22 protein-coding genes are annotated in these 24,532 nt (G+C 58.9%); 17 read left to right on the forward strand and 5 right to left on the reverse strand.

Annotation, left to right across the window (positions count from 1 at the left end):
- The first annotated feature begins 31 nt into the window (after nucleotides 1-31).
- The 11 genes from JL015_RS13280 to JL015_RS13330 are packed head-to-tail and all read left to right on the forward strand — an operon-like array spanning nucleotide 32 to nucleotide 9,267.
- Nucleotides 32-1,165 carry a phosphoribosyltransferase domain-containing protein gene (locus JL015_RS13280; RefSeq protein ID WP_201018763.1) on the forward strand — a complete coding sequence of 378 codons (1,134 nt, stop codon included), beginning with the start codon at nucleotides 32-34 and terminating at the stop codon, nucleotides 1,163-1,165.
- Nucleotides 1,158-1,916: an HAD family hydrolase gene (locus JL015_RS13285; RefSeq protein WP_201018764.1), complete on the forward strand. Its 759-nt coding sequence runs from the start codon at nucleotides 1,158-1,160 to the stop codon at nucleotides 1,914-1,916. The genes JL015_RS13280 and JL015_RS13285 overlap by 8 nt, the downstream gene beginning before the upstream one ends.
- The gene (locus tag JL015_RS13290) at nucleotides 1,909-3,003 is read left to right on the forward strand and encodes a cysteine protease StiP domain-containing protein (protein WP_201018765.1); all 1,095 of its coding nucleotides are present in this window, start codon (nucleotides 1,909-1,911) and stop codon (nucleotides 3,001-3,003) included. Before JL015_RS13285 ends, JL015_RS13290 begins: the two co-directional genes overlap by 8 nt.
- Nucleotides 3,003-3,953 (forward strand): HpcH/HpaI aldolase/citrate lyase family protein, encoded by a 951-nt coding sequence (locus tag JL015_RS13295; protein WP_201005848.1) that lies wholly within the window; start codon nucleotides 3,003-3,005, stop codon nucleotides 3,951-3,953. The genes JL015_RS13290 and JL015_RS13295 overlap by 1 nt, the downstream gene beginning before the upstream one ends.
- Complete coding sequence (locus tag JL015_RS13300) at nucleotides 3,954-4,658, forward strand: HAD-IB family hydrolase (protein WP_201018766.1); 705 nt, start codon at nucleotides 3,954-3,956, stop codon at nucleotides 4,656-4,658.
- 47 nt (nucleotides 4,659-4,705) lie between these two features.
- Complete coding sequence (locus tag JL015_RS13305; RefSeq protein ID WP_201018767.1) at nucleotides 4,706-5,299, forward strand: TerD family protein; 594 nt, start codon at nucleotides 4,706-4,708, stop codon at nucleotides 5,297-5,299.
- On the forward strand, nucleotides 5,296-6,480 hold the full coding sequence (locus JL015_RS13310; RefSeq protein ID WP_201018768.1) for a TerD family protein: 1,185 nt from the start codon (nucleotides 5,296-5,298) through the stop codon (nucleotides 6,478-6,480). Before JL015_RS13305 ends, JL015_RS13310 begins: the two co-directional genes overlap by 4 nt.
- 52 nt (nucleotides 6,481-6,532) lie before the next feature.
- Nucleotides 6,533-6,982 (forward strand): tellurite resistance TerB family protein, encoded by a 450-nt coding sequence (locus JL015_RS13315; RefSeq protein WP_201005840.1) that lies wholly within the window; start codon nucleotides 6,533-6,535, stop codon nucleotides 6,980-6,982.
- A gap of 29 nt (nucleotides 6,983-7,011) precedes the next feature.
- The gene (locus tag JL015_RS13320; RefSeq protein ID WP_201018769.1) at nucleotides 7,012-8,046 is read left to right on the forward strand and encodes a TerC/Alx family metal homeostasis membrane protein; all 1,035 of its coding nucleotides are present in this window, start codon (nucleotides 7,012-7,014) and stop codon (nucleotides 8,044-8,046) included.
- A 27-nt stretch (nucleotides 8,047-8,073) separates the two neighbouring features.
- Nucleotides 8,074-8,649, forward strand: a complete 576-nt coding sequence (locus JL015_RS13325; protein WP_201005834.1) for a TerD family protein — start codon at nucleotides 8,074-8,076, stop codon at nucleotides 8,647-8,649.
- Nucleotides 8,650-8,688: 39 nt separating this feature from the next.
- On the forward strand, nucleotides 8,689-9,267 hold the full coding sequence (locus JL015_RS13330; protein WP_201005832.1) for a TerD family protein: 579 nt from the start codon (nucleotides 8,689-8,691) through the stop codon (nucleotides 9,265-9,267).
- Nucleotides 9,268-9,434: 167 nt separating this feature from the next.
- Here JL015_RS13330 and JL015_RS13335 read toward each other — a convergent pair whose 3' ends face one another.
- From JL015_RS13335 to nadC, 3 genes are read right to left on the reverse strand one after another with little or no spacing between them, the layout of a single operon-like run.
- Nucleotides 9,435-10,667: a VWA domain-containing protein gene (locus JL015_RS13335; protein ID WP_201018770.1), complete on the reverse strand. Its 1,233-nt coding sequence runs from the start codon at nucleotides 10,665-10,667 to the stop codon at nucleotides 9,435-9,437.
- Nucleotides 10,668-10,713: 46 nt separating this feature from the next.
- Nucleotides 10,714-11,790, reverse strand: coding sequence for a TIGR00266 family protein (locus JL015_RS13340; RefSeq protein WP_201018771.1), 1,077 nt, complete (start codon nucleotides 11,788-11,790; stop codon nucleotides 10,714-10,716).
- Between the two features lie 32 nt (nucleotides 11,791-11,822).
- Entirely contained in the window at nucleotides 11,823-12,671 is an 849-nt protein-coding gene (nadC, locus tag JL015_RS13345; protein ID WP_201018772.1) for a carboxylating nicotinate-nucleotide diphosphorylase, read from the reverse strand.
- Between the two features lie 345 nt (nucleotides 12,672-13,016).
- Here nadC and JL015_RS13350 point away from each other — a divergent pair, with 345 nt between their 5' ends.
- From JL015_RS13350 to ampE, 3 genes are all read left to right on the forward strand, one after another.
- Nucleotides 13,017-15,272, forward strand: a complete 2,256-nt coding sequence (locus tag JL015_RS13350) for a DUF1631 domain-containing protein (RefSeq protein WP_201018773.1) — start codon at nucleotides 13,017-13,019, stop codon at nucleotides 15,270-15,272.
- A gap of 132 nt (nucleotides 15,273-15,404) precedes the next feature.
- Nucleotides 15,405-15,953, forward strand: coding sequence for a 1,6-anhydro-N-acetylmuramyl-L-alanine amidase AmpD (gene ampD / locus JL015_RS13355; protein ID WP_201018774.1), 549 nt, complete (start codon nucleotides 15,405-15,407; stop codon nucleotides 15,951-15,953).
- A 16-nt stretch (nucleotides 15,954-15,969) separates the two neighbouring features.
- Nucleotides 15,970-16,806, forward strand: a complete 837-nt coding sequence (gene ampE, locus JL015_RS13360) for a regulatory signaling modulator protein AmpE (RefSeq protein ID WP_201018775.1) — start codon at nucleotides 15,970-15,972, stop codon at nucleotides 16,804-16,806.
- Between the two features lie 6 nt (nucleotides 16,807-16,812).
- Here ampE and JL015_RS13365 read toward each other — a convergent pair whose 3' ends face one another.
- Both JL015_RS13365 and cra read right to left on the reverse strand, forming a co-directional pair.
- The gene (locus JL015_RS13365) at nucleotides 16,813-17,607 is read right to left on the reverse strand and encodes a TatD family hydrolase (protein ID WP_201018811.1); all 795 of its coding nucleotides are present in this window, start codon (nucleotides 17,605-17,607) and stop codon (nucleotides 16,813-16,815) included.
- Nucleotides 17,604-18,599 (reverse strand): catabolite repressor/activator, encoded by a 996-nt coding sequence (gene cra, locus JL015_RS13370; RefSeq protein WP_201018776.1) that lies wholly within the window; start codon nucleotides 18,597-18,599, stop codon nucleotides 17,604-17,606. Before cra ends, JL015_RS13365 begins: the two co-directional genes overlap by 4 nt.
- 337 nt (nucleotides 18,600-18,936) lie before the next feature.
- On the opposite strand from cra, the gene ptsP reads away from it, so the two are divergent.
- From ptsP to JL015_RS13385, 3 genes are read left to right on the forward strand one after another with little or no spacing between them, the layout of a single operon-like run.
- Nucleotides 18,937-21,804, forward strand: coding sequence for a phosphoenolpyruvate--protein phosphotransferase (gene ptsP / locus JL015_RS13375; protein ID WP_201018777.1), 2,868 nt, complete (start codon nucleotides 18,937-18,939; stop codon nucleotides 21,802-21,804).
- On the forward strand, nucleotides 21,804-22,745 hold the full coding sequence (gene pfkB, locus JL015_RS13380; RefSeq protein ID WP_201018778.1) for a 1-phosphofructokinase: 942 nt from the start codon (nucleotides 21,804-21,806) through the stop codon (nucleotides 22,743-22,745). The genes ptsP and pfkB overlap by 1 nt, the downstream gene beginning before the upstream one ends.
- A gap of 12 nt (nucleotides 22,746-22,757) precedes the next feature.
- A complete protein-coding gene (locus tag JL015_RS13385) occupies nucleotides 22,758-24,497 on the forward strand; it encodes a PTS fructose-like transporter subunit IIB (protein ID WP_201018779.1) in 1,740 nt (579 codons plus the stop codon).
- Nucleotides 24,498-24,532 lie beyond the last annotated feature (35 nt).

Genomic DNA, 24,532 nt, shown 5'->3' on the forward strand with positions numbered 1-24,532 from the left:
GGCATTGGCCCCGTTAACCAGGAATCTATCGATGGACAGCAGCTCAGCTCTTTCAACCCCTACAAGGCTTCGCGCTGATCTGCTTCGTGGTCGTCTCGACGTGATGGTCGATTCGTCTACCATTGCTCCGGACTCACTGTTCGGCTTTGCCGAGCGACGCAATCCCAAGCGGGCGTTTCTCTTTGTTTCCCGAGTGCTGGGGCGACATATTCCGGTGCGTCCTGGTGTCATGCTCAAAAGCTTTCAGGACCTTGCGCACAAGATCCCAGCTGATCTCCCGGGCCCGGTGCTGGTCATCGGCATGGCCGAGACGGCAGTCGGGCTTGGGGCAGGCGTGCATCGTGCCTATAGCGAATCGCGCCCGGACTCACTGTATCTGGTCAGTACCCGTCACCCGACCGGCACCGAGCTGTTCGCCCGTTTCGAGGAGGAGCACAGCCACGCCAGTGCCCACCTGATTCACTTGCCCACCGACCCTGCGCTGCGCGAAATGATGCTTGGCGCTCGTTCGCTGGTACTGGTCGATGACGAAGCCTCCACCGGCAAGACATTCATCAATCTGTACAGGGCGCTGGTCGAGGCCGGGCTGAGCAAGGTCGAGCGTGTCGTGACCTGTGTATTGACCGACTGGTCGGCCGGTGCGGTCAGTACCACGATGGGCAATGTGGCCGAGCAGGTTTCGCTGCTGCAGGGTTCCTACTCCTTCGCCGAGGATCTGGCTGCGCCACTGCCGGACATGCCGGAAGTCGGCACTGTTGCCATGGGTGACTGGCCATTGGTTACCGACAATGACTGGGGGCGTCTTGGTGTGCGCTCCGTGGCCGACACCCTGGCGCCGGGTATTCAGGTCGCCAAGGGCGAGCGTGTGCTGGTGGTCGGTACCAGCGAGTTCGTCTGGCGCCCATTCCTGTTGGCCGAACGTCTGGAAAAGGCCGGTGCGGATGTGCATTTCAGCTCCACCAGTCGTTCACCCATTGCCTTGGGGCATGCCATCGATCATGCACTGTCATTCTCCGACAACTACGGGCTGGGTATTCCCAATTTTCTCTACAACGTACGGCCCGGTCAGTTCGATCGTGTACTGATCTGCACCGAAACCCCTCAGCAGGCGGTGCCTGCCGAACTGGTCGAAGCGCTGAATGCCGAGGTCATCTGTGATGAGTAACGAACGCCCGCTGATATTCGTGGATCTGGACGACACCCTGTTCCAGACCGCCCGCAAGACAGCTCCCGGTATCGAGAAGCATGTCGCGACCGTTGACCTCACAGGCAATGCCAATGGCTACATGACCAATGTGCAGAAGTCCTTCGTGAACTGGCTGCTGGCCCATTCCGATGTAGTGCCGGTCACGGCGCGCAGTGTCGAGGCCTATAGCCGGGTGAAGTTGCCCTTCAGTGTTGGCGCCATCTGCTCACATGGCGGTGTGATGCTCGATGCTGGCGGCCGCCTGGACAGCGACTGGAATGCACAGATGAAACAGACCCTGGCCGCTTATCAGGGGCGTTTGCATGAACTGAGCGCTGCCACCTTGGCCATTGGTCAGGAAATGGGCGTTTCGTTGCGCGGCTGGGTAGTGGAGGAGGCGAATCTTTTCCATTATGTAGTGACCAAGCATAACGAAAGCGATGACAGCATCCTGACTCGCGTGCTGGCCGAAGTGCAGGCACGTGGCCTGCTCGATGACATGCATGTGCATGGCAACGGCAACAATCTGGCGTTCCTGCCCAACGGGTTGGCCAAGCGTTACGCCGTTCAGGAATGGTTACGTCGCGATCAGGCCGTCAATGGCGAGCGCCCGGTGCTGGGCTTTGGTGACAGCATCACCGACCTGGGTTTCATGGACGAGTGTCACTGGTGGGCAACGCCTGCCCGCAGTCAGTTGGCCAGGATGTTCGCCGGTGCTGCGCATGAGTAATCCCGTTCACGGGCTCGATACGGTGGGCAGCGGTAGCTATCTCGCGGATGACGTGCATTTTCTGCTGCGCGGCATCGAGATGGACACCACCGATGTCGAAGAAAAAGAACGTCTGATCCAGACGAAGCAAAAGCATTATTCGGAAATGATCAGCCAGGAGTCCGCGCCCGGCGAGGCTCACTGTGCCTTGTTCGAGCGTGCGCTGATGCAGAACGGCGTGCGCATGGCGACCGACGTGCAGGCGTTGGCGCTGGCTCTTGATCAGGCTTGTCAGGGGCCTGAAATCATTCTGGTGTCATTCGTACGTGCCGGTTTGCCGTTGGGAGTCTTGTTGCGTCGGGCCTTGATCGAACTGGGGCGTGAAACGCATCACTATGGCATCAGCATCATTCGTGACCGTGGGATCGACTCGGTTGCGCTTGAGGCCATCATTCAGGCCCATGGTGCCCAGAACATTGTTTTCGTGGATGGCTGGACCGGCAAGGGCGCGATTTCCGGAGAGATCAAACGCAGTCTGGCGGGCGATGTCCGGTTCCCTGAAGAGCCGCGTCTGGTTGTGTTGGCCGACCCGTGCGGCAGTGCGTGGCTGGCGGCGTCCTCGGAGGACTGGGTCATACCGTCCGGCATTCTGGGCGCCACGGTGTCCGGGCTGGTGTCGCGCTCCATATGGCCTGCTGATGGCGGGCTGCATGGGTGTGTCGTTTACGATCACTTGCAGGAACATGACGTGACCCGCTCGTTCATCGAACGGATCGAAAGCCAGCGCCGGGGCTTGAGCAGCGTGACCCCGGCTCTGCCCTGGGCTCCCGGCCAGCGTATCGAACTCAAGACCGCAGCCCGGCAGGTTGTCGACAGCCTGGCCGAGCGGTTCGGGGTCAATAACCTCAATCGTGTGAAACCCGGGATTGCCGAGGCGACCCGTGCTGTCATGCGCCGGGTGCCCGATCATGTGCTGGTGCGCAATACCACTGACAGCGATGTGCAATTACTCATGCACCTGACCGAAAAAGCGGGCATCCCTGTCGAAGAAGCCGGAAATGCCCTGGGGCCCTATCGGGCGGTAACCATCATTCGGAGTCTCAGCTAATGGCCATACCTTCGCCTTATGCTTTGGGTGCAACGCTGTATATGCCTGCAACCCGCGACGACATTCTCGATGTGGTATTCGGAGAGAAGATCCCCGAATTGCGCTCGCTGGTCGTATGTCTGGAAGATGCCGTCGCCCTTATCGATGTCGAGACCGCGCTGGTCAACCTGCGCAATGTGCTGACGCGCATCCAGGATCGTGGCGGTCGGCCAGACAATGGCCCGCTGCTGTTCGTGCGCCCTCGCGATGCGGCAATGGCGAAGATTCTCAATGACTGGCCGCTTATGGCCCACGTCGACGGGTTCGTTGTTCCCAAGCTCTCGCTGCAAAGTCTGACAAGCTGGGAGGATGCTGTTACCAATCCAGACCTGGCTTTGATGCCTACACTGGAGACGCCTGAAGTGTTCAACCCGACGGCCATGGTCGAACTGGGGCAGGCACTCAAGGTCAATCTGGGCGAGCGGATCATCGCCTTGCGCATTGGTGGCAACGATCTGATGGGCTGTCTCGGGCTGCGCCGCAATCCGGCCATGACGCTGTATGGCACGCCGATGGGGTATGTCATTCCGATGCTGGCCGGGGTGATGGGGTCGCAGGGGTTCGCCTTGACGGCTCCCGTCTTCGAGCAACTGGCGACGCCCGACATCATGGAGCAGGAACTGGTGCTGGATATCTCCAACGGTATGGTGGGCAAGACAGCAATCCACCCCTCGCAGGTCAATATCATTCAGAATGCGTTTCGGGTGAGCCTGGAAGACCTGAATTGCGCACGGATGATTTTGAACTCTGTCGCTCCGGCGGTGTTCAAGTACAACGATGCGATGTGTGAACCGGCCACTCATTACAAATGGGCAACCCACATCATGGAGCGCGCCAAATGGCACGGAGTCCTGCCGACTCCCGCTTCGATCGTGGATGCCAGCATTCGACTCGCTGAGGCAGTTAGCTAGATGATAGAGCCTGATCTTGAAGTGGAAGTGGAGCAACGCCTGTTGGCGGTGTTCGATTTTGACGGGACACTGACCCGCCATGACAGCTTTGTCCCATTTCTCAAATTCGCTTTTGGGCAGCGTGCCTTTTCCATCCGCATGGCCAGGCTGGTTCTGCCGAGCCTGGGCTATCTGGCCAAGCGTGTGACACGAGATGAGCTCAAGGGCCGTCTGATCAAGGCCTTTCTGACCGGCGTGGACGCGCAATGGCTGCAACAGAAGGCTGAAGCGTTCTGTGAGCTGTACTGGACACGCCTGATGCGCCCTGCGGCGCTGGAGTCCGTTGCTGCGGAAATCGAAAAGGGCGCCATTGTCACGCTATGTTCAGCATCGCCTGCTATGGTCCTGCAACCTTTCGCAAATCGCCTGAAAGTCGAGCTGATTGGCACCAATCTGGAAGTGATCGACGGCAAGCTCACCGGCCTGATCGAGGGCAGCAACTGTCGCTGCGACTCCAAGGTGATGCGTCTTGAGGGTGTTTATGGTCCCCTTTCTCAGTTCCGGGTGCGGGCCTGGGGCGATACGCGCGGCGACCATGAATTACTGGCGGCAGCACAGGATGCGCACTGGCGTTTGTTCCATCCAGCGTGGCGTCGAGGCCGCTATAAAGGCCCTGTTAACGCCAAGTTACATAATCGGGATGGCATTGATGGCCCATCGCGGTAAGGCTGTAACACTTTTATCCGAATTCCGTAGTTCACATGGAGCGAAAAATGGCACTCTCGTTGGCAAAAAACCAGACGATTTCTCTTGAGAAAACCGCTGGTACAGGCCTCAAAAAAGTCAGCATGGGCCTGGGATGGGACCCTGAAAAGCCGAGCGGTTTCTTCGGTAAACTGCTGGGCGGCGGTGGCGGTGATATCGACCTGGACGCTTCCTGCATCATGCTCGATGCCGACAAGAAGCCTCTCGATCTGGTCTGGTTCCGTCAGTTGCAATCGCGTGACGGTGCCATCCACCACTCCGGCGACAACCGTACCGGTGAAGGCGCGGGCGATGACGAAACCATCAGCGTAGATCTGGAAAAACTGCCAGCAGCCGTGAAATATCTGGTGTTCACCGTCAACTCGTTTACCGGTCAGAACTTTGAAAAAGTCGCCAATGCCTACTGCCGTATCGTTGATCTCGGTACCCGCAATGAGCTGGGCCGTTTCGACCTGTCTGAAAAAGGCCAGCACACTGGCGTGGTGATGTCCTATCTGTCACGTACTTCCAGCGGCTGGGATTTCACCGCTGTAGGTCAGGCCACCAATGGCCGCACTGCAGACGATCTGGTCGATCTGGCCATTGGAGCAGTACGCGCATGACTCAACTTGTCCCAGGCGCAAATGCGCCAGTAGCTGCTGGCCCATTGACGGTCGACGTCAGCTATTCCCCTCTAGCGGGCGCGGACATCGATGTCTCCGCGTTCCTGCTGACCAGTTCCGGCAAGGTCCGCGGCGATCAGGACATGTGTTTCTTCGGTCAGAAGAGCGTGAGTGGCGGTGCGGTTCAGTTGACGGAAGCGTCGTCTGGCCGTGCCGTATTCAGCCTTGATCCGGGCCGCCTGGATGCTGCCATCGAGAAGGTCGCGCTCACTGCGACCATCTATGAAAACAAGGCCAGCTTCGACAGCGTGTCGCGTCTGGCCCTGACGATCACAGGTGGCATCGAATCGGTCATTCCTACCAGTGGCATGAAGGAAACCGCGCTTATTCTCGGCGAGTTCTATCTGCGTCAGGGCGTATGGAAGTTCCGTTGTGTTGCCCAGGGCTTTGCCGGTGGCCTTGAGCCTCTGGCCAAGAACTTCGGTGTTGAAGTCGCGGCGCCGCAAGCCGAGCCTCCTGCACCTGCACCTGCACCTGCACCTGCAGCCGCTCCCGCGCCCAAGCCCACGGTCAACCTCAGCAAGATCACTCTGGACAAGACACGTGCTTCCGTCAGTCTGGAAAAAACCAGTGCCGGCTTCGGCGAGATCAGGGTCAACCTGAACTGGAACCGCCGTAGCGAGAGCAAGGGCGGTGGCTTCTTTTCGATGAAAAAGAGCAATGCGATCGACCTTGATGTAGGCTGCCTGTTCGAGTTACAGGACGGTTACAAAGGCGCAGTCCAGGCTTTGGGTAATTCGTTCGGATCGCTCAACACCGAGCCTTTCATCAAGTTGATGGGTGATGACCGTACAGGCTCCGTCAGTGATGGCGAGTGGTTGCATATCAACGGTGCGCACTGGGGCAAGATTCGTCGCATTCTGGTTTACGCATTCATCTATGAAGGTGCGCCGAACTGGAAGGAGACCGACGGTGTTGTCACCATCCACGCTCCGGGCCAGCCACCTATCGAGGTTCGCCTCAACGAGGAAGGCGGTCGTCAGGGCATGTGTGCAATCGCGCTGCTGGAAAACGACAACGGTGCCGTCAAGGTGACACGCCGTGTGGACTTCCACAACGGTCACAGCAACATGGACAAGGCTTACAGCTGGGGCATGCGCTGGGCCGCGGGTTCCAAGTAAACAACACGATTGATTTTTCTGAGGCGGCCTGGCTGCCTCGTAGGGGATTGAAATGCTGGACTGGTTGAAAACAAACGCAACAGCAGCTCGTGACAAGCTTGCTTCCGAAGTCTCGAAGTTCAAGAATCGTGAGTTCATGGATGCAGTGGTTTCAGGTTGTGCCCTGGTATCTGCAGCCGATGGCGATATCAGCTCCAGTGAAAAACAGAAAATGGCTGGCTTCATTCAGAACTCTCAGGAACTGAAAGTTTTTGACATGAAAGACGTCATCCAGGCTTTTCAGGAGGCATGCGCCAAGTTCGACTTCGATGTCGAGATCGGCCGTGCCGAAGCGCTGAAAACCATCGGCAAGATCAAGAAAAAAGAAGATGCTGCCCGTTTGCTGGTACGTGTCTGCTGTGCCATCGGTGGTGCAGATGGCAGCTTCGACGAGAAGGAACGTGCAGTTTGCCGTTCTATCTGTAACGAGCTTGGCCTGAACCCGTCCGATTTCGACCTGTAATTTTTACCCCCTTTGAGGAACGCAGTTAAATGGAAAGCACCGCTCTAGGCTTCCCTCCACTTACCATGGCCGTTTTTATCGGCCTGGCCATCTCGGCCTTGGCCGTCGACATGTTTTCTCACCGGGGAAACAAGCCGATCACATTGACCCAGGCATCGGCCTGGTCGATTTTCTGGGTGGCCATCTCGCTGGCATTCGCCGGTTTCCTGTACGTTCAGCACGGCTCTGAAGTCGCCACGCTGTTCGTGACCGGTTATGCACTGGAAAAAGTCCTGAGCGTCGATAACCTCTTCGTGTTCATGGCCTTGTTCGCCTGGTTCAAGATCCCGGATGGCCTGCGCCATCGCGTTCTGTACTGGGGCATCATCGGTGCCATCGTCTTCCGCGGCATTTTCGTCGCCATCGGTACAGGCCTTCTGGCTCTGGGCCCGTGGGTCGAAGTGGTGTTTGCGGTAATCGTTGCCTGGACAGCCATCATGATGCTCAGGGCTGGCGATAACGACGACGAAGAAATCGACTACTCCCAGCACATGGCGTATCGCTTCGCCAAGAAACTGTTCCCGGTGTGGCCAAAGCTGCACGGCAACAATTTCTTCGTAAGGCGCTCAGTCCTGGAAGAGGAAATCAAGAAGCCCGAGAACAGTGGCATCACCCTGGCTGCCAAGGGCGCGATCTTTGCGACCCCTCTGTTCCTGTGTCTGGTCGTGGCTGAAATCTCCGACGTACTGTTCGCATTCGACTCCGTACCGGCAATCATCGCCGTGAGCCGCGAGCCGCTGATCGTATTCTCGGCCATGCTGTTCGCGATTCTGGGTCTGCGTACCCTGTACTTCGTACTTGAAGCTCTGAAGCGCTATCTGGTCCACCTGGAGAAAGCGGTTATCGCACTGCTGTTCTTCATCGCGATCAAGCTGGGCCTGAACGCAACTGACCACTTGTTCCACCATGGATACAGCATCAGCGCCAACACCAGCCTGCTGGTTGTGATGGTGGTGTTGGTAATCGGTATTGTCGCTAGCCTGCTCTTCCCGGGAAAAGACGAGTCGGCTGAAGAAAAAGCGTAAACACTGGAAAAAGGAGATAAACGAATCATGGCTTTGACTCTGCAAAAAGGTGGCAACCTTTCGCTGTCCAAAACCGACCCGACCTTGACCAATGTATTGATCGGCCTGGGCTGGGACCCGCGTGCCACTGACGGCCAGGAGTTTGACCTGGACGCCAGCGCATTCCTGCTGGGCGCCAACGGTAAAGTTCGCAGCGAAGCCGACTTCATTTTCTACAACCAGCTCAAGAGCGCCGATGGCTCCGTGGAGCATGCCGGTGACAACCGTACCGGCGCTGGCGATGGTGATGATGAAGTCGTGAAGGTCGATCTGACCCGCGTGCCTGCCGACGTCGAGAAAATCGTATTCGTCGTGACCATTCACGACGCTGACAGCCGCAAGCAGAACTTCGGTCAGGTGGGTGGTTCTTTCATCCGCGTACTGAACGAGAAGTCCAGCGCTGAAATCGTTCGCTATGATCTGGCCGAAGATGCTTCGACCGAAACCGCGATGATCTTTGCCGAGCTGTATCGCAATAACGGTGAGTGGAAATTCCGCGCCGTAGGCCAGGGTTACGCAGGTGGCCTGAAGGCTGTGGCCAACGCTCACGGTATGAATTTCTGATTCATACCCTTACTACTTCTTTAGAAAAGGATTACGCACATGGCTGTAAGTCTGAGTAAAGGCGGTAACGTTTCCCTGTCCAAAGAGGCCCCGGGCCTGACCGAAATCACCGTAGGCCTGGGCTGGGACCCTCGCGTGACCGACGGTACCGAATTCGACCTGGATGCTTCTGTTTTCATCGTGGGTGAGAACGGCAAGGTTCTGGATGACAGCGGCTTCATTTTCTACAACAACAAGAAGTCGGCTGACGGTTCGGTCGAGCACCTGGGCGACAACCGCTCCGGCGCTGGCGACGGCGACGACGAGTCTGTTCTGGTCAAGCTGCCAACCCTGAACGCTGCTGTGAAGAAGCTGGTTTTCGGCGTCACCATCCACTCGGCTGACGAGCGCAAGCAAAGCTTCGGTCAAGTGGCCAACGCCTACATCCGCGTTCTGAACAAGGCTGACGGCAAGGAAATCGCTCGTTACGACCTGTCGGAAGACGCATCGACTGAAACCGCGATGATCTTCGGCGAGCTGTATCGTCATGGCGACGAGTTCAAGTTCAAGGCCATCGGCCAAGGCTTCGCAGGCGGCTTGAAGCCTCTGGCAGAAGCACACGGCGTATCGATCGGCTAAACCCGGTCAGCGTCATGAAAAACCCTGTCAGCGATGGCAGGGTTTTTTATTTGTGGAACACTTTGATGTGGGAGGGGCCTTGGCCGCGACAGCATGTACAGGCGCTGAAAATGTATTGCCTGTGAGCATGTCGTCGCGGCCAAGGCCCCACCCTCTGTCTGGAAAACTTACAGAATCCCGGCACCCTTGGCGGCCTTGAGCCAGTCCGGGAACTCTTCCATCAGCAAGTCGTAAAGTTTCTCTTCCGGGACTTCATCCAGTCTGTCCAGAGCGAAGAAGTTGCAGTTATCCACAGTCCGTCCGGTCATGTCGTCGAGCTTTTCCAGGATTCCGTAACCGCGTCCGCCCAGGCCCACGAATTGCCAGAAGATAGGCAGTTTTGCCGCCTCGATCATCAGTCTGGTGATTTCCCTGTCCTGATGAACGCCGCCATCGCTGATGAACAGGATGTAGATCGGCGTCTTGTCGCCTGACTTCTTGTAGTAGTCGATGACCATGCGCATGGCTTTGGGCTCATCATTCACCCGCGCGCCCAACTCCCAGTTTTTCCAGCCACCGTTGTCGGTCTGGATAAAGTCCTTGAAGTTGCTCAGCGACACCGACGACAACTGACAAGGCCGGGCACCGAAGGCCCAGCAGTCCAGTGCGCCGTCATCGTCGAAATGCACCGCCAGAGGAATCAGGCGGTTGACGACTTCCTGTACATGGCCACGGCTGTATTGCGCGTTCATGGAGCCGGAAGCATCCAGTACCAGCCCGACACGAGCCTTGGTGTCGGTCAGTCTGGCTTTCTCCAGACTGACCTGAGCCTTTTTCGCCAGGCTGACCAGTTGAGGCGCGGCCTCGGCGATTTTCTTCTCCAGTGAAACCTTGGCTGGCGCAGGAGCAGGCGCCTCCGAGACTTCCCCTCCGAAGTGCACCACCAGTGCATCCAGACCGGCGTTGTAGCCTTGCAGGTTTGATGCAATGCGCCATTCACCGTTCTTGCGGTAGATATCGGTGACCATGATTGCTTTCTCGGCAGCAAAGGTTGCGCCAGAGAACTCGCTGCGAGCGACTTCGCGGCCTGCGTCCTTGATGCTGAAATGGCTGGCCTGAATGTCGCTCATCGCTCCTGCGCCATCGATGGATGCAGTGAACACAAGCCGGTCGATAGAGGCGGGCAGCCCGGCGAGGGCAATCTGAAAGTCACCGCCGTTTACCTGCCTGACACTGTTGCAAGGGCTGTTGGGTTGATTGAAGAAGATCATGTAGCGGTCATCCGACAGCTTGCCCTGGGCGTCGACACCGAAGCAGACGTAATCGATCACGTGGGAGGACTTGATGTCGATGGACAGGGTGAGATCCGAGCCTTGAATCAGGCTGGAAAGCGGGACTCGTTGGCCTTGGGTGATTTGCATGTCTCGTCCTTGTGCATTCCGGGCCGCAAACCGGCCCGGGGATTATTCAGCGCTCGCTTCGTGCCACTCCTGCCGGGCTCGCCGCCAGCATGCGTCCGGCCAGACGTGAGAAGGGCAGGCTTTGCAGCCATACCGTGCCGGGGCCGGTCAGTTTGGCGAAAAATACGCCTTCACCGCCAAACAGCATCGACTTGATGCCACCGACCATACGGATGTCGTAATCGACGCCTTGGGTCATGGCTGCGAGGCAGCCGGTATCCACATCCAGCGACTCGCCCGCTGCCAGTTCGATCTTGCGAACGGTGCCGCCCATGTGAACGAACACCCAGCCGTCGCCTTCGAGTTTTTGCAACACAAAGCCCTCACCACCAAACAGGCCGGTAAGGATTTTCTTCTGGAACTGAATGCCGATGGAGACACCTTTGGCACCTGCCAGAAAGCTGTCCTTCTGGCAGATCAACTTGCCACCGAAGTCACGCAGGCGCAGAGGCAGGATGGTGCCGGGGTAGGGTGCAGCGAATGCGACGCGACCTTTGCCGGAGCCTTGTTGCGAGAACACGGTAGTGAACAGGCTTTCGCCGGTGAGCATGCGTTTGCCCGCGCCGAAGAGCGAACCCAGCAGCCCTGAAGACTGGCTGCTGCCGTCGCCGAAGATGGTTTCCATCTGCACGTCGCAGGTCTTGTACATCATCGAGCCTGCTTCGGCCACGGCGCTCTCGCCTCGGTCCAGCTCAAGTTCGACGAATTGCGTTTCGGTGCCGTACAGCTTGAAATCCACGCCATCGGTGGCCTGCCCGGAGCCAAAACCGCTTGAACTGTTTGGATCGGGAGTGAACGAAGGTCGTCTAATCGCTGGAGCTGGAGCTGGAGCTGGAGCTGGAGCTGCATGCGCAGGCAGGGCTGAGGGCCGGGGCTGGATCATGTCGGGCGTCGGGTCCGGAAAGGGCGTGATGCCGTCTTTCTTCATGGCCCGGACTTCCTGCACCTGATAAATCGGCTGCCAGTCCGGCATGCCCTGCTTCCAGCACCATGCGCCCGGCGCCTCACGAGCAATGAGGCGAGCCGCTGCTGCATCCATGGGGCCGAGTTGCTTGCCCGCATTCACTACAAACCATTGATCCAAGATGACGACTCCTCTGTCGACCTGTGGATAAATCAGAGGCTCAAGCGCATGGACAAGTCCACAGCCTTCACGTCCTTGGTCATCGCGCCGATCGAGATATAGTCCACGCCGGTTTCAGCGATCACTCGCAAGGTATCGTCATTGATGCCGCCGCTGGCTTCAAGCTTGGCGCGTCCTGCGGTCAGGCGTACGGCCTCGCGCATGTCATCCAGGCTCAGTTCGTCGAGCATGATGATGTCGGCACCGGCATCGAGCGCCTGCTTGAGTTCACTCAGGCTTTCAACTTCGACTTCCACTGGCTTGCCTGGCGCAATCTTGTGCGCGGCGGCCACGGCCTGGGCAATGCCGCCACAGGCTGCAATGTGGTTTTCCTTGATCAGGAAGGCGTCGTACAGACCGATGCGGTGGTTATGGCAGCCGCCACAGGTCACGGCATATTTCTGCGCCAGACGCAGGCCGGGCAGGGTCTTGCGGGTATCGAGCAGCTTGACCTGAGTGTCGCTCACGATGTCTGCATAGTGCTGCGCACGGGTGGCAACGCCTGACAGCAATTGCAGAAAGTTGAGTGCGCTACGTTCTCCGGTCAGCAGGGAGCGAGCCGGGCCTTCCAGATGGAACAACGCCTGATTGGGGCTTACGCGGTCACCATCGGCCACTTGCCAGTGAACGGCGACCCGTGGGTCCAGTTGACGAAAAACCGTATCGACCCATGCGGCACCTGCGATCACCGCCGCATCGCGGGAAATGATCGTTGCCTTGGCCAGCCGCTCGGCAGGGATCAATTGAGCGGTGATATCGCCACTGCCGACATCTTCAAGCAATGCGCGCCGCACATTGGCTTCGATTTCAGCTGTCAGGTCGGCGAGTCGTAAATTCGGCATAGCGGGCTCCACTAACAAAGTCGCACGAGTATAAGGCACGCCACCTTTGTAACCCACCTGTACGGCCGGCCATGCGCGCAAAGTGTGCTGTTGGTCGGTTTTGTAAATTCCTTTGCGATATATGTCGATTGGCGTTGTCTATCGCAGCACATCCTCTTTGTGTATTGCGCCTGTTACAGAGCGAAATACTTTGCTGGCGTTCGATACAAGTTTTGAAAGATAATCCGACTTGTATTTGACGTCATAGCTTTGACGTAGCGCAAAGACCAAGTGGATCGCTTCACAGGCGAGGGTTGCAAGCCGCGTTTGTGATGGGATTTAAGCCGTTTCCTGTCAGGGGGTTTGATGCAAAACGACGAAAACGTTGTGCCGTTGAGCAAGGGAATCCCTGCGCAGGGTACAAGTACGCCTTTGGCCCGGCTGCCCGTCGTGTTGTTGCAGGTGCGTGATAAAGCCGCACAGCAGCTCAAGGATGCCTTGCAAGCGTTGTTCGATAACGCTGACGACACCCTTTTTGAAATGGCTGATCGCGCCATCAGCAATACCGAACAGAACACCTTTTTCGAGGCCATGCGTGATTTGCGCCTCAAGCGCAAAAGCATCGAGCGTGCCTTTCTCGACAAGTTCTACGAGTCTTTCCTGGCGTTGGGTCAGTATCAGATCACCGAGCCGGTGCTGCCGGCGGCGGTCGCTTTCGACAAGCTGTCACTGGTGCCCAACGACGAGCTGGAAAAAACCGTGGCCGTCGACTCGATGGTGGCCAAGGTCATGAGCCGCGATGGCGTTGCCTTGAGCCAGTTGACCGCGCGCTTGAACGAGCTGCTTCCCCAATCCATTACAGTCGATGCCAACCCCATGGGGCCGGCAATGCTGTGCAATTTCTTTCTCCAGGCCAAGCGCAGCCTGGGGGTCGAGATCAAGGTCAAGCTGATCATTCTCAAGCTGTTCGAGAAATACATCCTGGCCAACACCGATCATTTGTATAGCGAAGCCAACCAGTTGCTGATCGCTACCGGCATCCTGCCTGAAATGAAAGCCTTGCCGGCCCGTCGCTCATCCGATCGCGCAGCTCCCAGGAAGCGTGCCAGCGAACTGTCCGACCCAGCTCTGGCGCAGGCCGCTGATAAGCTCGACAAGGGCGTGCTCGAAGTGTTTTCGGCGCTGCAGGAATTGTTGCTGCAAGTCAGGGGCAATCTGACGCCTCGTCATGGTCCAGGCTCCGAAGTCCGCCCGATTTCCAGCAAGGATCTCCTGCGCCTGCTCTCGCATCTTCAGCAGTACGTACCGGCCTCGGATGCTCCGGAAGATTTCGACCTGCGTAACCAGTTGGAGCAACTGCTGACCCGCGTCAGCGTAAAGAGCGGCAAGTCTCGCGGCGTTGGTGCAGGCGACGAAGATGTGATCAACCTGATCGCCATGCTCTTTGAATTCATTCTCGACGATCGCAACCTGCCTCACTCTCTGCGGGCGTTGATCGGGCGGTTGCAGATCCCGATGCTGAAAGTCGCAGTGATCGACAAGAGTTTCTTCAGTCGTGGCAGCCATCCTGCCCGTCGTCTGCTCAACGAAATTGCCACTGCTGCACTGGGCTGGGGCGGGCGCGATGATTATCAGCGCGACTCGCTGTACATGCGTGTCGACCAGATCGTGCAGCGTCTGCTCAACGATTTTGTCGATGACCCGGCGATTTTCTCCGAACTGCTGGCTGACTTCCTGGCTTTCACCAGCGACGAGCGCCGTCGTAGCGAACTGCTTGAGCAGCGTACTCGGGATGCCGAAGAGGGCCGCACCCGTGCCGAGCTGGCGCGTCAGTTGGTTCAGCATGAATTGAACCAGCGCTTGCTGGGTAAAACTCTGCCCGAAGCTGTGGTGCGTCTGCTGGAGCAGGCCTGGAGCAAGGTGCTGCTGCTGACCTGCCTCAAGCATGGCGAAGGTTCGAGCGAGTGGCTGGCCGGTTTGCAGGCCATGGACGATCTGGTCTGGAGTGTCGAACTGCACGAAGACCCGGAATCACGGCAGAAGCTGCTCGAACTGGTGCCGGGGCTGCTCAAGTCACTGCGCGAGGGTCTGACCAGCGCCGCTTTTGACCCGTTCGCCACCAGTGAATTCTTCAGTCAGCTGGAAGTTCTGCATGTCCAGGCTTTCCAGCATTTCTCACGCCTTCAGGATGTTCAGGGCGAGGAGCTTCAAAGCTCTGTAGCACTGGCTGAAGCCGAGCCTGCTGAAGGCCCGGCAATGATGGTCGTGATGGAGGAGATCGTTCTGACTGCGCCTGACGAGCCTTTGAGCAATGAAAGTGTCCTGCAATTGCCCAATGACGATGCAGGCCTGCAGATGGTCGACAAGCTGCGCGTTGGCAATTGGGTCGAGATCCAGGAAGACGAGGAGAACAAGCTGCGCTGCAAGCTCACGGCTATCGTCGAGCCTTCCGGGCGTTACGTGTTCGTCAATCGTACCGGCATGAAGGTTCTGGAGAAGTCCCGCATGGGGCTGGCAATCGAATTGCGTCGCGGCACCATCCGCATTCTCGACGATGCCTTGCTGTTCGACCGTGCGCTGGAGTCGGTGATCAGCAGCCTGCGCAAGCTCAAGGGCGCATAAAACCTGATATGGGAGAGGGCCCGGCCCACGAAGATCCATCGCCTGAAATACCTTCGCGAATGAATTCGCTCCTACCGGCGATGCTGTTTGGGCATACTTGTGCCTATCGACCCCTCTCTCCAAGGAGCCTTCATGCAGTTGGACCCCGCCAGCGGTTGGTGTGACGGCGTGCAGCATTGCCCTTCACCCAATTTCAATGCGCGACCTGAGGGCGAAATCTCGCTACTGGTGATCCACAACATCAGCCTGCCGCCTGCCCAGTTCAAGACGGGCAAGGTCCAGTGTTTTTTTCAGAATCAGCTGGATATCACCGAGCATCCCTATTTCGAGGGCATTGCCGACTTGCGCGTTTCGGCGCATTTTCTGATCGAGCGTGATGGCGAGGTCACTCAATTCGTCTCATGTCTTGACCGCGCCTGGCATGCTGGCGTTTCCTGTTTCCAGGGGCGCGAAGCCTGTAATGACTTTTCCATCGGTATCGAGCTGGAAGGCACGGATGACCAGCCCTTTACCGATGCGCAATATGCCGCCTTGATCGATCTGACGCGCCAGTTGCGTCAGGCGTTTGTGGCAATTACGCCTGAGCGCATCTGTGGGCACAGCGATATCGCTCCGGGACGCAAGACCGATCCGGGGCCGTGTTTCGACTGGGCCCGTTTTCAAGCCGCTTTGCAGGACTGAAGTGAGGGATTAAGCAATGAGTTTTCTGGTGTTGCTGCTGGCAGTCTGGGTCGAAAAATTCTCGGCACTGCGTCAGCGTGTACAACGTGACGGGGCTTGGCTGAAGGAGTTGGCCAGGCTTGAATCAAGTCCGCGAACCGCCTCTCGCCCGTGGGTCATCCTGGCCCTGCTGATCCTGCTGCCGCTTCTGATATTGCAACTGGCGCTGACCATCGTCGGCTCGGTTGCTTACGGCTGGCTGGCATTGCCGATCCACCTTCTGGTGCTGATCTACAGCCTTGGCCGTGGCGATCTGCTTGCTGCGTTGGGACCCTTTCGTGATGCCTGCCGGCGTGGCGACGAACAGGCCGCCGTGCATGTGGCTGAAAGAGACATGGGCGTGTTGGCGGACAATGGCGAGCAACTGCTGGAGGGCGTTCAAAGTTACATGCTCTGGCAGGCTTACCAGAGTTTCTTCGTGGTGATCTTCTGGTACTTCCTGCTGGGGCCTGTTGCTGCACTGGCTTACCGCTTGCTGGCGCTGGCGGCCGAAAATGGCAAGACCCAGGCCTTGGTAGAGCGGGCGACACAATTGCGGCATGCCTTTGACTGGATACCGGTCAGGTTGCTGGCGGCCAGTTTCGCACTGGTGGGCAACTTCGTTGCAGTCAGCCGGGTGATGCTGCATGAACTGCTCAACTGGAACATCAGCGCCGCACAACTGATTACCCGTATCGGCCGCGTTGCCAGCGAGGTCCCGGCACCCGTCATGGGCGCTGATGGCGTGACCAGCCTCGATCTGCTCTGGGAGTTGCTGATACGCGCCGCAGTGGTCTGGTATGCGGGTTTTGCGCTGTGGACATTGTTGATCTGAGTCAGCTCATTCGCGAGCAGGCCACCCGAACAACTCACAGGCATTGCGCGTACTCACTTGCGCTAACTGCTCCGGGCTGACTTTCAACAGCCCGGCCAGCGCCCGGGATATTTCCGGCAAATGCTCTGGACTATTGCGCTGATTCGGATACATCGCCGGAGCCATGTCCGGTGAGTCGGTTTCCAGCACAATGCTTTCCAGTGGTAACTCGGCGATGACCCGATGCATGCGTAACGCCTGTGGCCAGGTCGCTGCACCGCCAAGGCCGAGCTTGAAACCCAGCCTGATATATTCCCGAGCCTCCTCTCGACTGCCGGCAAATGCATGGATGATCCCGCTGCGTTTGAGCTTGTGACGCTTGAGTGTCGCGATCACATCGGCGTGGCTGCGTCGCACATGCAACAGCGCTGGCAGATCGAAATCAGCGGCCAGTTGCAGCTGCGCCTCGAAGACTTGCTGCTGGCTGTGGCGGTCCAGGTTTTCAACGTAGTAATCCAGACCGATCTCGCCCACCGCGCACAACCGGGAATTGCCCTTCAGGCGCGTCAACCAGTCGCCCAGTTCGTTCAAGTGCTCGGGGCGATGCTCGTCGATGTAGATAGGGTGCAGGCCGAACGCCGCATACAACTCTGGATGCTCTTGGGTCAAATCCCACAAACGTTGCCAGTTACGCTGATAAACCCCCAGAACCACCATGCGCTCCACGCCCAATACGCGGCAGTTATCCAGAACCTGAGCCCGATCGGCGTCGAAGTCCGGAAAGTCCAGGTGGGTGTGGGTGTCGATCAGCGTCACCGTCAGGCCTCGTGAATGCGTTGCTTGAAGGTTCGCACGATGGCATGCACGCCGGGTTGATATTGGTTGTTCTCGATGGCGGCCAGTGCCAGTTGCAGGGCTTTTTCGGCAATCAACTGATGCTGCTGGGCCATGGCATTGACCGGCAACGGCAGGAAGTCCAGCAACTGGGTATCACCGAATGTGCCCAGATGCAGTTGCGCCGGGTTGAGTTCCTGGCTTTGCAGCACATCGAAAACCCCCTGCAGCAACACGTAGGATGTTGTGATCAGCGCATTGGGCAGGTGACCCAGGCGTTGCAGCATGTCGTTCATCAAACGCTGGCCGCACTCGCGGCTGAAGGACTGGCCATGTTCAATCGTGGTCGTGCCGGTAAAGCCATCGAGCGCATGCCGGAACCCCTCCGCGCGTGCCTGGCTGACACTCAGCTCAGGTCGTGCTCCGAGCAAGGCGATATGTTCGGGATGGGTCTGGAGCAGGCTGCGGGTCAGTTGCAGGCTGGCGTCGTGGTCGTCGCTGACCACCGAGCAGAAGAACTCGGGGTTCATTTCCCGGTCAATGGCGATGATTGGCAAGCCTTTGTTCTGCAATTCCCGGTAACTGTCGTCACTGGCGGGCAGGCAACTGGCGACCAGCAACGCATCGCAGCGGCGGGCACGGAAGACTTGCAGCAGTTGTTGCTCACTGATGGGGTCGTCGTCGGAACTGGCGATCAGTAACTGATAGCCATGGGCGCGGGCTCCTTGCTCCAGCAACTTGGCGATACGGGCGTAACTGGGGTTTTCCAGATCCGGCAGGATGAACCCCAGGGTGCGGCTGTGACGGCTGCGCAAGCCTGCGGCTTGAGGGTTGGGGCGAAAGTCATGTTGTTCGACCACCGCCTTTACACGCTCGACGGTCGCAGGGCTGATGCGTTGTTGTTCGGCCTTGCCATTGATTACGTAACTGGCCGTGGTGACGGAAACACCTGCCAGACGCGCAATATCGCTGAGTTTCACGCGAAAAGTTCCTTTTCGTGGTTGTCTCGAATCAGCGAGGATTTTCGCTGATCGCAGAGCATCTTTACAGCAGACCATAGGGGATGCCCAAGTGCTCGGTCTATTTTACGACGTCTCCTACAGCTATCGGACCGACCGGGCTTCAATGAAAGCCCATAATCGAGTAACGTGCCGTCCAATTGTAGATTAAACGATTCAGCAGGCTGATATTTGCTGCAAATCAAGATGAAAGTGATATCCGACAGGCAGCACTTTCATCACCTAAGCTGTCGATCTCTCATGGTCGTCATTAAAACAAGAATCAGGTAGCGCTCTGGCGCTGCACAGGAGTCAAGGCATGCTCGAACTCTCTCTGGAGCAAATATCCATGGGCCGCTCGGCGGTGGATAAGTCTGGCGCATTGCAACTGATCGCAGACCATCTGGTCGCTGACGGTCTGGTTGCAGAGGGTTATCTCAACGGACTGATGAACCGCGAGCAGCAAGGTTCGACCTTCCTCGGCCAGGGTATCGCGATCCCCCATGGCACGCCTGAAACCCGCGACCTGGTATTCACTACCGGCGTGCGCCTGATGCAATTTCCCGAAGGCGTGGACTGGGGCGACGGGCAAATCGTCTATCTGGCCATCGGTATTGCAGCCAAGTCGGACGAACATCTGCGACTTCTGCAACTGCTGACCCGTGCATTGGGCGAAGCGGACCTTGGTCAGGCTCTGCGCGAGGCGAAAACGCCGGAAGACCTGCTCCGGCTGTTGCAGGGCGCGCCTCAGGAGCTGGCCCTCGATGCCCAGATGATCAGCCTCGGCGTGTCGGCCGATGATTTTGAAGAACTGGTCTGGCGTGGTGCTCGCCTGTTGCGTCGGGCTGATTGCGTCAACAACGGTTTTGCCGCGATTCTCCAGCAGGTCGAGGCCTTGTCGCTGGGTGATGGCCTGTGGTGGCTGCACAGCGAGCAGACGGTCAAGCGTCCCGGCCTGGCCTTTGTGACACCGGACAAACCCTTGCGCTATCTGGGGCAGCCGCTGACCGGGCTGTTCTGCCTGGCCAGCCTGGGAGAAGGGCACCAGGCATTGCTTGAGCGCCTGTGCTCGCTGTTGATCGAAGGCCGTGGCCACGAATTGGGCCATGCCACCAACAGCCGCGTCATCCTCCAGGCTCTGGGCGGTGAATTGCCTGCCGAGTGGCCGACCCGGCAGATCGCTCTGGCTAACGCCCATGGCCTGCATGCCCGCCCGGCCAAGGTGCTGGCGCAACTGGCCAAGGAGTTTGAAGGCGAGATTCGCGTGCGTGTGCTGGAAACCGGCGAAACCGCAGTGTCGGCCAAGAGCTTGAGCAAGCTGCTCAGCCTCGGCGCACGTCGCGGGCAGACGCTGGAATTCATCGCTGAACCGAGCATCGCGCAAGACGCTTTGCCTGCCTTGTTGGCGGCGGTGGAGCAAGGTCTGGGCGAAGAGGTCGAGCCATTGCCGGTCGCGACCGAGCCGCAACCGGCTCCCCAGAAATCCGCTGTGGCCAAGGCCGTGGTTGCGCCCCTCGATGGCGCCGTGTTGCAGGCTGTCTCGGCTTCGCCGGGCATTGCCATGGGGCCTGCGCATGTTCAAGTGCTGCAAGCATTCGATTATCCGCAGCAAGGCGAATCGGTTGCCGCCGAGCGTGAGCGTCTGCAACAGGCTCTGGTCGAAGTACGCGAGGATATCGAAAGCCTGATCCAGCGGAGCAAGGCCAAGGCCATCCGCGAAATCTTCATTACCCACCAGGAAATGCTCGATGACCCGGAGCTGGGCAACGAAGCCGAACTGCGTCTGAACAAGGGCGAAAGTGCTGCCGCTGCCTGGGCTGGAGTGATCGATGCTGCTGCATCCCGGCAGGAGCAATTGAATGATGTGCTGCTGGCCGAGCGTGCAGCGGACCTGCGGGATGTGGGGCGTCGTGTGCTGGCGCAAATCTGCGGTGTCGAAACCGTGGCGGCTCCGGACGAGCCTTACATCCTGGTGATGGACGAAGTCGGCCCGTCCGACGTGGCACGACTGGACCCGGCGCATGTCGCGGGTATTCTCACTGCGCGTGGCGGCGCAACGGCGCACAGCGCTATCGTGGCTCGCGCCCTTGGTATTCCGGCGCTGGTGGGGGCAGGTGACGAAGTATTGCAGCTCAAGCCAGGCACTGTTCTGCTGCTCGACTGCCAGCGCGGTCGTTTGACTGTCGCACCGGACGAGTCGACCTTGCAGCGTGCGGTTCAGGATCGCGATGCCCGCGAGCAGCGCCTCAAGGCCGCTGCGGCCTTGCGCATGGAACCTGCCGTGACCCGCGATGGCCATGCCGTCGAAGTCTTCGCCAACATCGGCGACAGCACCGGCACGCCAGCGGCGGTAGAGCAGGGCGCCGAAGGCATTGGCCTGCTGCGCACCGAATTGCTGTTCATGGCCCATTCACAGGCGCCTGACGAGGCTACCCAGGAAGCTGAATACCGCCGCGTGCTCACCGACTTGGGTGGCCGGCCTTTGGTGGTCCGTACTCTGGACGTCGGCGGTGACAAGCCGCTGCCGTACTGGCCTATCGACAAGGAAGAAAACCCGTTCCTCGGTGTGCGTGGCATTCGCCTGACCCTGCAACGTCCCGACGTGATGGAAAGCCAGTTGCGTGCCTTGTTGCGCTCAGCCGACAGCGGCCCGCTGCGGATCATGTTTCCCATGATCGGCACTGTTGAGGAGTGGCGTCAGGCGCGTGACATGACTCAGCGTCTGCGAGAGGAGATCCCGGTCAGCGACCTGCAACTGGGGATCATGATCGAAGTGCCTTCGGCCGCCTTGCTGGCACCGGTACTGGCCAGGGAAGTGGACTTCTTCAGCGTCGGCACCAACGACCTGACGCAATACACCATGGCCATCGACCGTGGCCATCCGACCCTTTCCGCTCAGGCTGACGGTTTGCACCCAAGCGTGCTGCAACTGATCGACATGACCGTGCGCGCCGCCCATGCCAATGGCAAGTGGGTGGGCGTTTGCGGCGAACTGGCGGCGGACCCGCTGGCTGTCCCGGTACTGGTCGGGCTGGGTGTGGATGAGTTGAGTGTTTCGGCGCGCAGCATTGGCGAGGTCAAGGCGTGCGTGCGGGAGCTGGAACTGAGTACTGCTCAAAAACTGGCGCAACAGGCGCTGACGGCAGCTAGCGCCGCCGAAGTGCGTGCGCTTGTGGAGGCTTTGTAATGGCGAAGATTCTAACCCTGACCATGAACCCGGCGCTGGACCTGACTGTGCAGTTGGGCAAGCTGGAACTCGGGCAGGTCAATCGCAGCGATGCCATGCTCAGCCATGCGGCAGGCAAGGGCCTGAACGTGGCTCAAGTGCTGGCCGATCTGGGGCATGAGCTGACCGTGGCCGGATTTCTCGGCATCGACAATCAGCAGCCGTTCGAGGCTCTGTTTACCCGGCGAGGTTTTGTCGACGAGTTCGTTCGTGTGCCGGGAGAAACCCGCAGCAATATCAAACTGGCCGAAGGCAGTGGCCGTATCACTGACCTGAACGGTCCCGGCCCGCAGGTCAGCGACGAGGCTCAACAAGCCCTGTTCGCCAGAGTCGAGCAGATCGCTTCCGGTTTTGATGCCGTGGTAGTCGCAGGCAGCCTGCCTCGTGGCGTTACGCCCGAGTGGCTGCAAAAGCTCTTGCTCATGCTCAAGAGTCTTGGCCTCAAAGTGGCGCTGGACAGCAGCGGTCTGGCTCTGCGTGCCGGTCTTGCCGCAGGACCTTGGCTGATCAAACCCAATACCGAAGAGCTGGCCGATGCGCTCGATGCTCCGATCATCTCCATCGCCGCTCAGGCCGAAGCGGCAACGCGCCTGCGTGCGCAAGGCATCGAGCATGTGGTGATTTCCCAGGGCTCCGAGGGCGTTCACTGGTTCAGCACCGGCACCGCGTTACATTCCCTGCCGCCGAAAGTCACCGTCGCCAGCACCGTGGGTGCCGGGGATTCTTTGCTGGCGGGCATGGTTCACGGTTTGCTCAGCGGTCATGAACCTCAGAAAACCTTGCGCACGGCGACGGCGATTGCCGCCATGGCAGTGACCCAGATCGGTTTCGGCATTACCGATGCCGCCCAACTCAAACGGCTTGAAGGCGGCGTTACTGTGCGCAGCCTGACAGAACAATAAGAGAGGCTCGTGATGAAGTTAGCCATTGTAACGGCCTGCCCGAACGGCAAGGTCAGCAGCGTCCTCAGCGCACGATTGCTTGAAGCGGCAGCTCAGCGTCAGGGCTGGGAAACCAGCGTTGAAATCGTGGATCCGAACAAGTCCGAACAGCACCTTTCGGTGCTGGATATCGAAGCCGCCGATCTGGTGCTGGTGGTCAACACCGGTCCGCTGGACCTGAGCCGTTTTGTCGGCAAGCGCCTGTTTCAGGACACGCCCGCCCATGCCTTGCAGGATGTGGATGCTTTCCTGAAGCGTGCCGTCGATGAGGCCCAAGTCTATGCTGCGCCTGCGGCCGGTGAGGGTGTTGCAGTCACTTCGGGCAGTCAGCCGCGCATCGTCGCCATTACCGCTTGCCCGACCGGCGTTGCTCACACCTTCATGGCGGCCGAGGCGATTCAGCAGGCTGCCAAACGCCTGAACTACGAGCTGCAAGTGGAAACCCAGGGGTCGGTCGGCGCTCGCAACCCGCTTAGCCCGCAAGCCATTGCCGATGCGGACGTGGTGCTGCTGGCGACGGATATCGAGGTCAACACCGACCGGTTCGCAGGCAAGAAGATTTACCGCTGCGGCACCGGCATCGCTCTCAAACAGTCCGAGGCGACCCTGAAAAAGGCCTTGGCCGAGGGGCAGGTCGAATCTGCGGGCGAGGCGACCAGGTCGCCGTCCAAAAAAGAAGGGACTGGCGTCTACAAGCACTTGCTGACCGGTGTGTCGTTCATGCTGCCGATGGTGGTGGCCGGTGGTTTGTTGATTGCGTTGTCGTTCGTGTTCGGCATCACCGCGTTCAAGGAAGAGGGCACGTTGGCTGCGGCCTTGATGCAGATCGGCGGCGAGGCTGCATTCAAACTGATGGTGCCGTTGTTGGCCGGCTACATCGCCTACTCCATTGCAGACCGTCCGGGGTTGGCACCAGGCATGATCGGTGGCTTGCTGGCCAGTACGCTGGGTGCCGGTTTCATCGGCGGTATCGTGGCCGGTTTCCTGGCCGGTTACAGCGCGCAGTTGATCAACCGCTATGCGCGCTTGCCAGCGAGTGTCGAAGCGCTCAAGCCGATCCTGATCATTCCATTGCTGGCGAGTCTGTTCACCGGATTAGTGATGATCTATGTGGTGGGCAAGCCGGTTGCGGGCATGCTCGCCAGCCTGACCACTTTCCTGGACAGCATGGGCACCACCAACGCGATTCTGCTGGGCGTGCTGCTCGGTGCGATGATGTGCGTGGATTTGGGTGGGCCGATCAACAAGGCTTCCTATGCGTTTTCCGTAGGTTTGCTGGCGTCCCAGAGTTACGCCCCCATGGCGGCTGCCATGGCCGCCGGTATGGTGCCGCCGATCGGCATGGGCATCGCCACGATCCTGGCGCGCCGCAAGTTCGCACAAAGCGAGCGCGAGGCAGGCAAGGCCGCGTTCGTGCTGGGGCTGTGTTTCATTTCCGAGGGCGCGATCCCCTTTGCTGCCAAGGACCCACTGCGCGTGATTCCTGCCAGTGTTATCGGCGGTGCGTTGACCGGTGCTTTGTCGATGTACTTCGGTTGCAAGCTGATGGCTCCGCATGGCGGCCTGTTCGTGATGCTGATCCCCAACGCCATCAATCATGCCTTGTTGTATCTGCTGGCGATTGTCGTCGGCAGCGTGGCGACCGGTGTGATCTATGCGCTGCTCAAGCGGCCTGAAGTGGTGGAGATGGAACTGACCAAAGCCACCGCCTGATAGCTGTTGGAGCGGGTTGTCATCTCTCTCCAACA

Source organism: Pseudomonas cichorii (genome assembly GCF_015471405.1).
Classification (GTDB): domain Bacteria; phylum Pseudomonadota; class Gammaproteobacteria; order Pseudomonadales; family Pseudomonadaceae; genus Aquipseudomonas; species Aquipseudomonas serbiensis.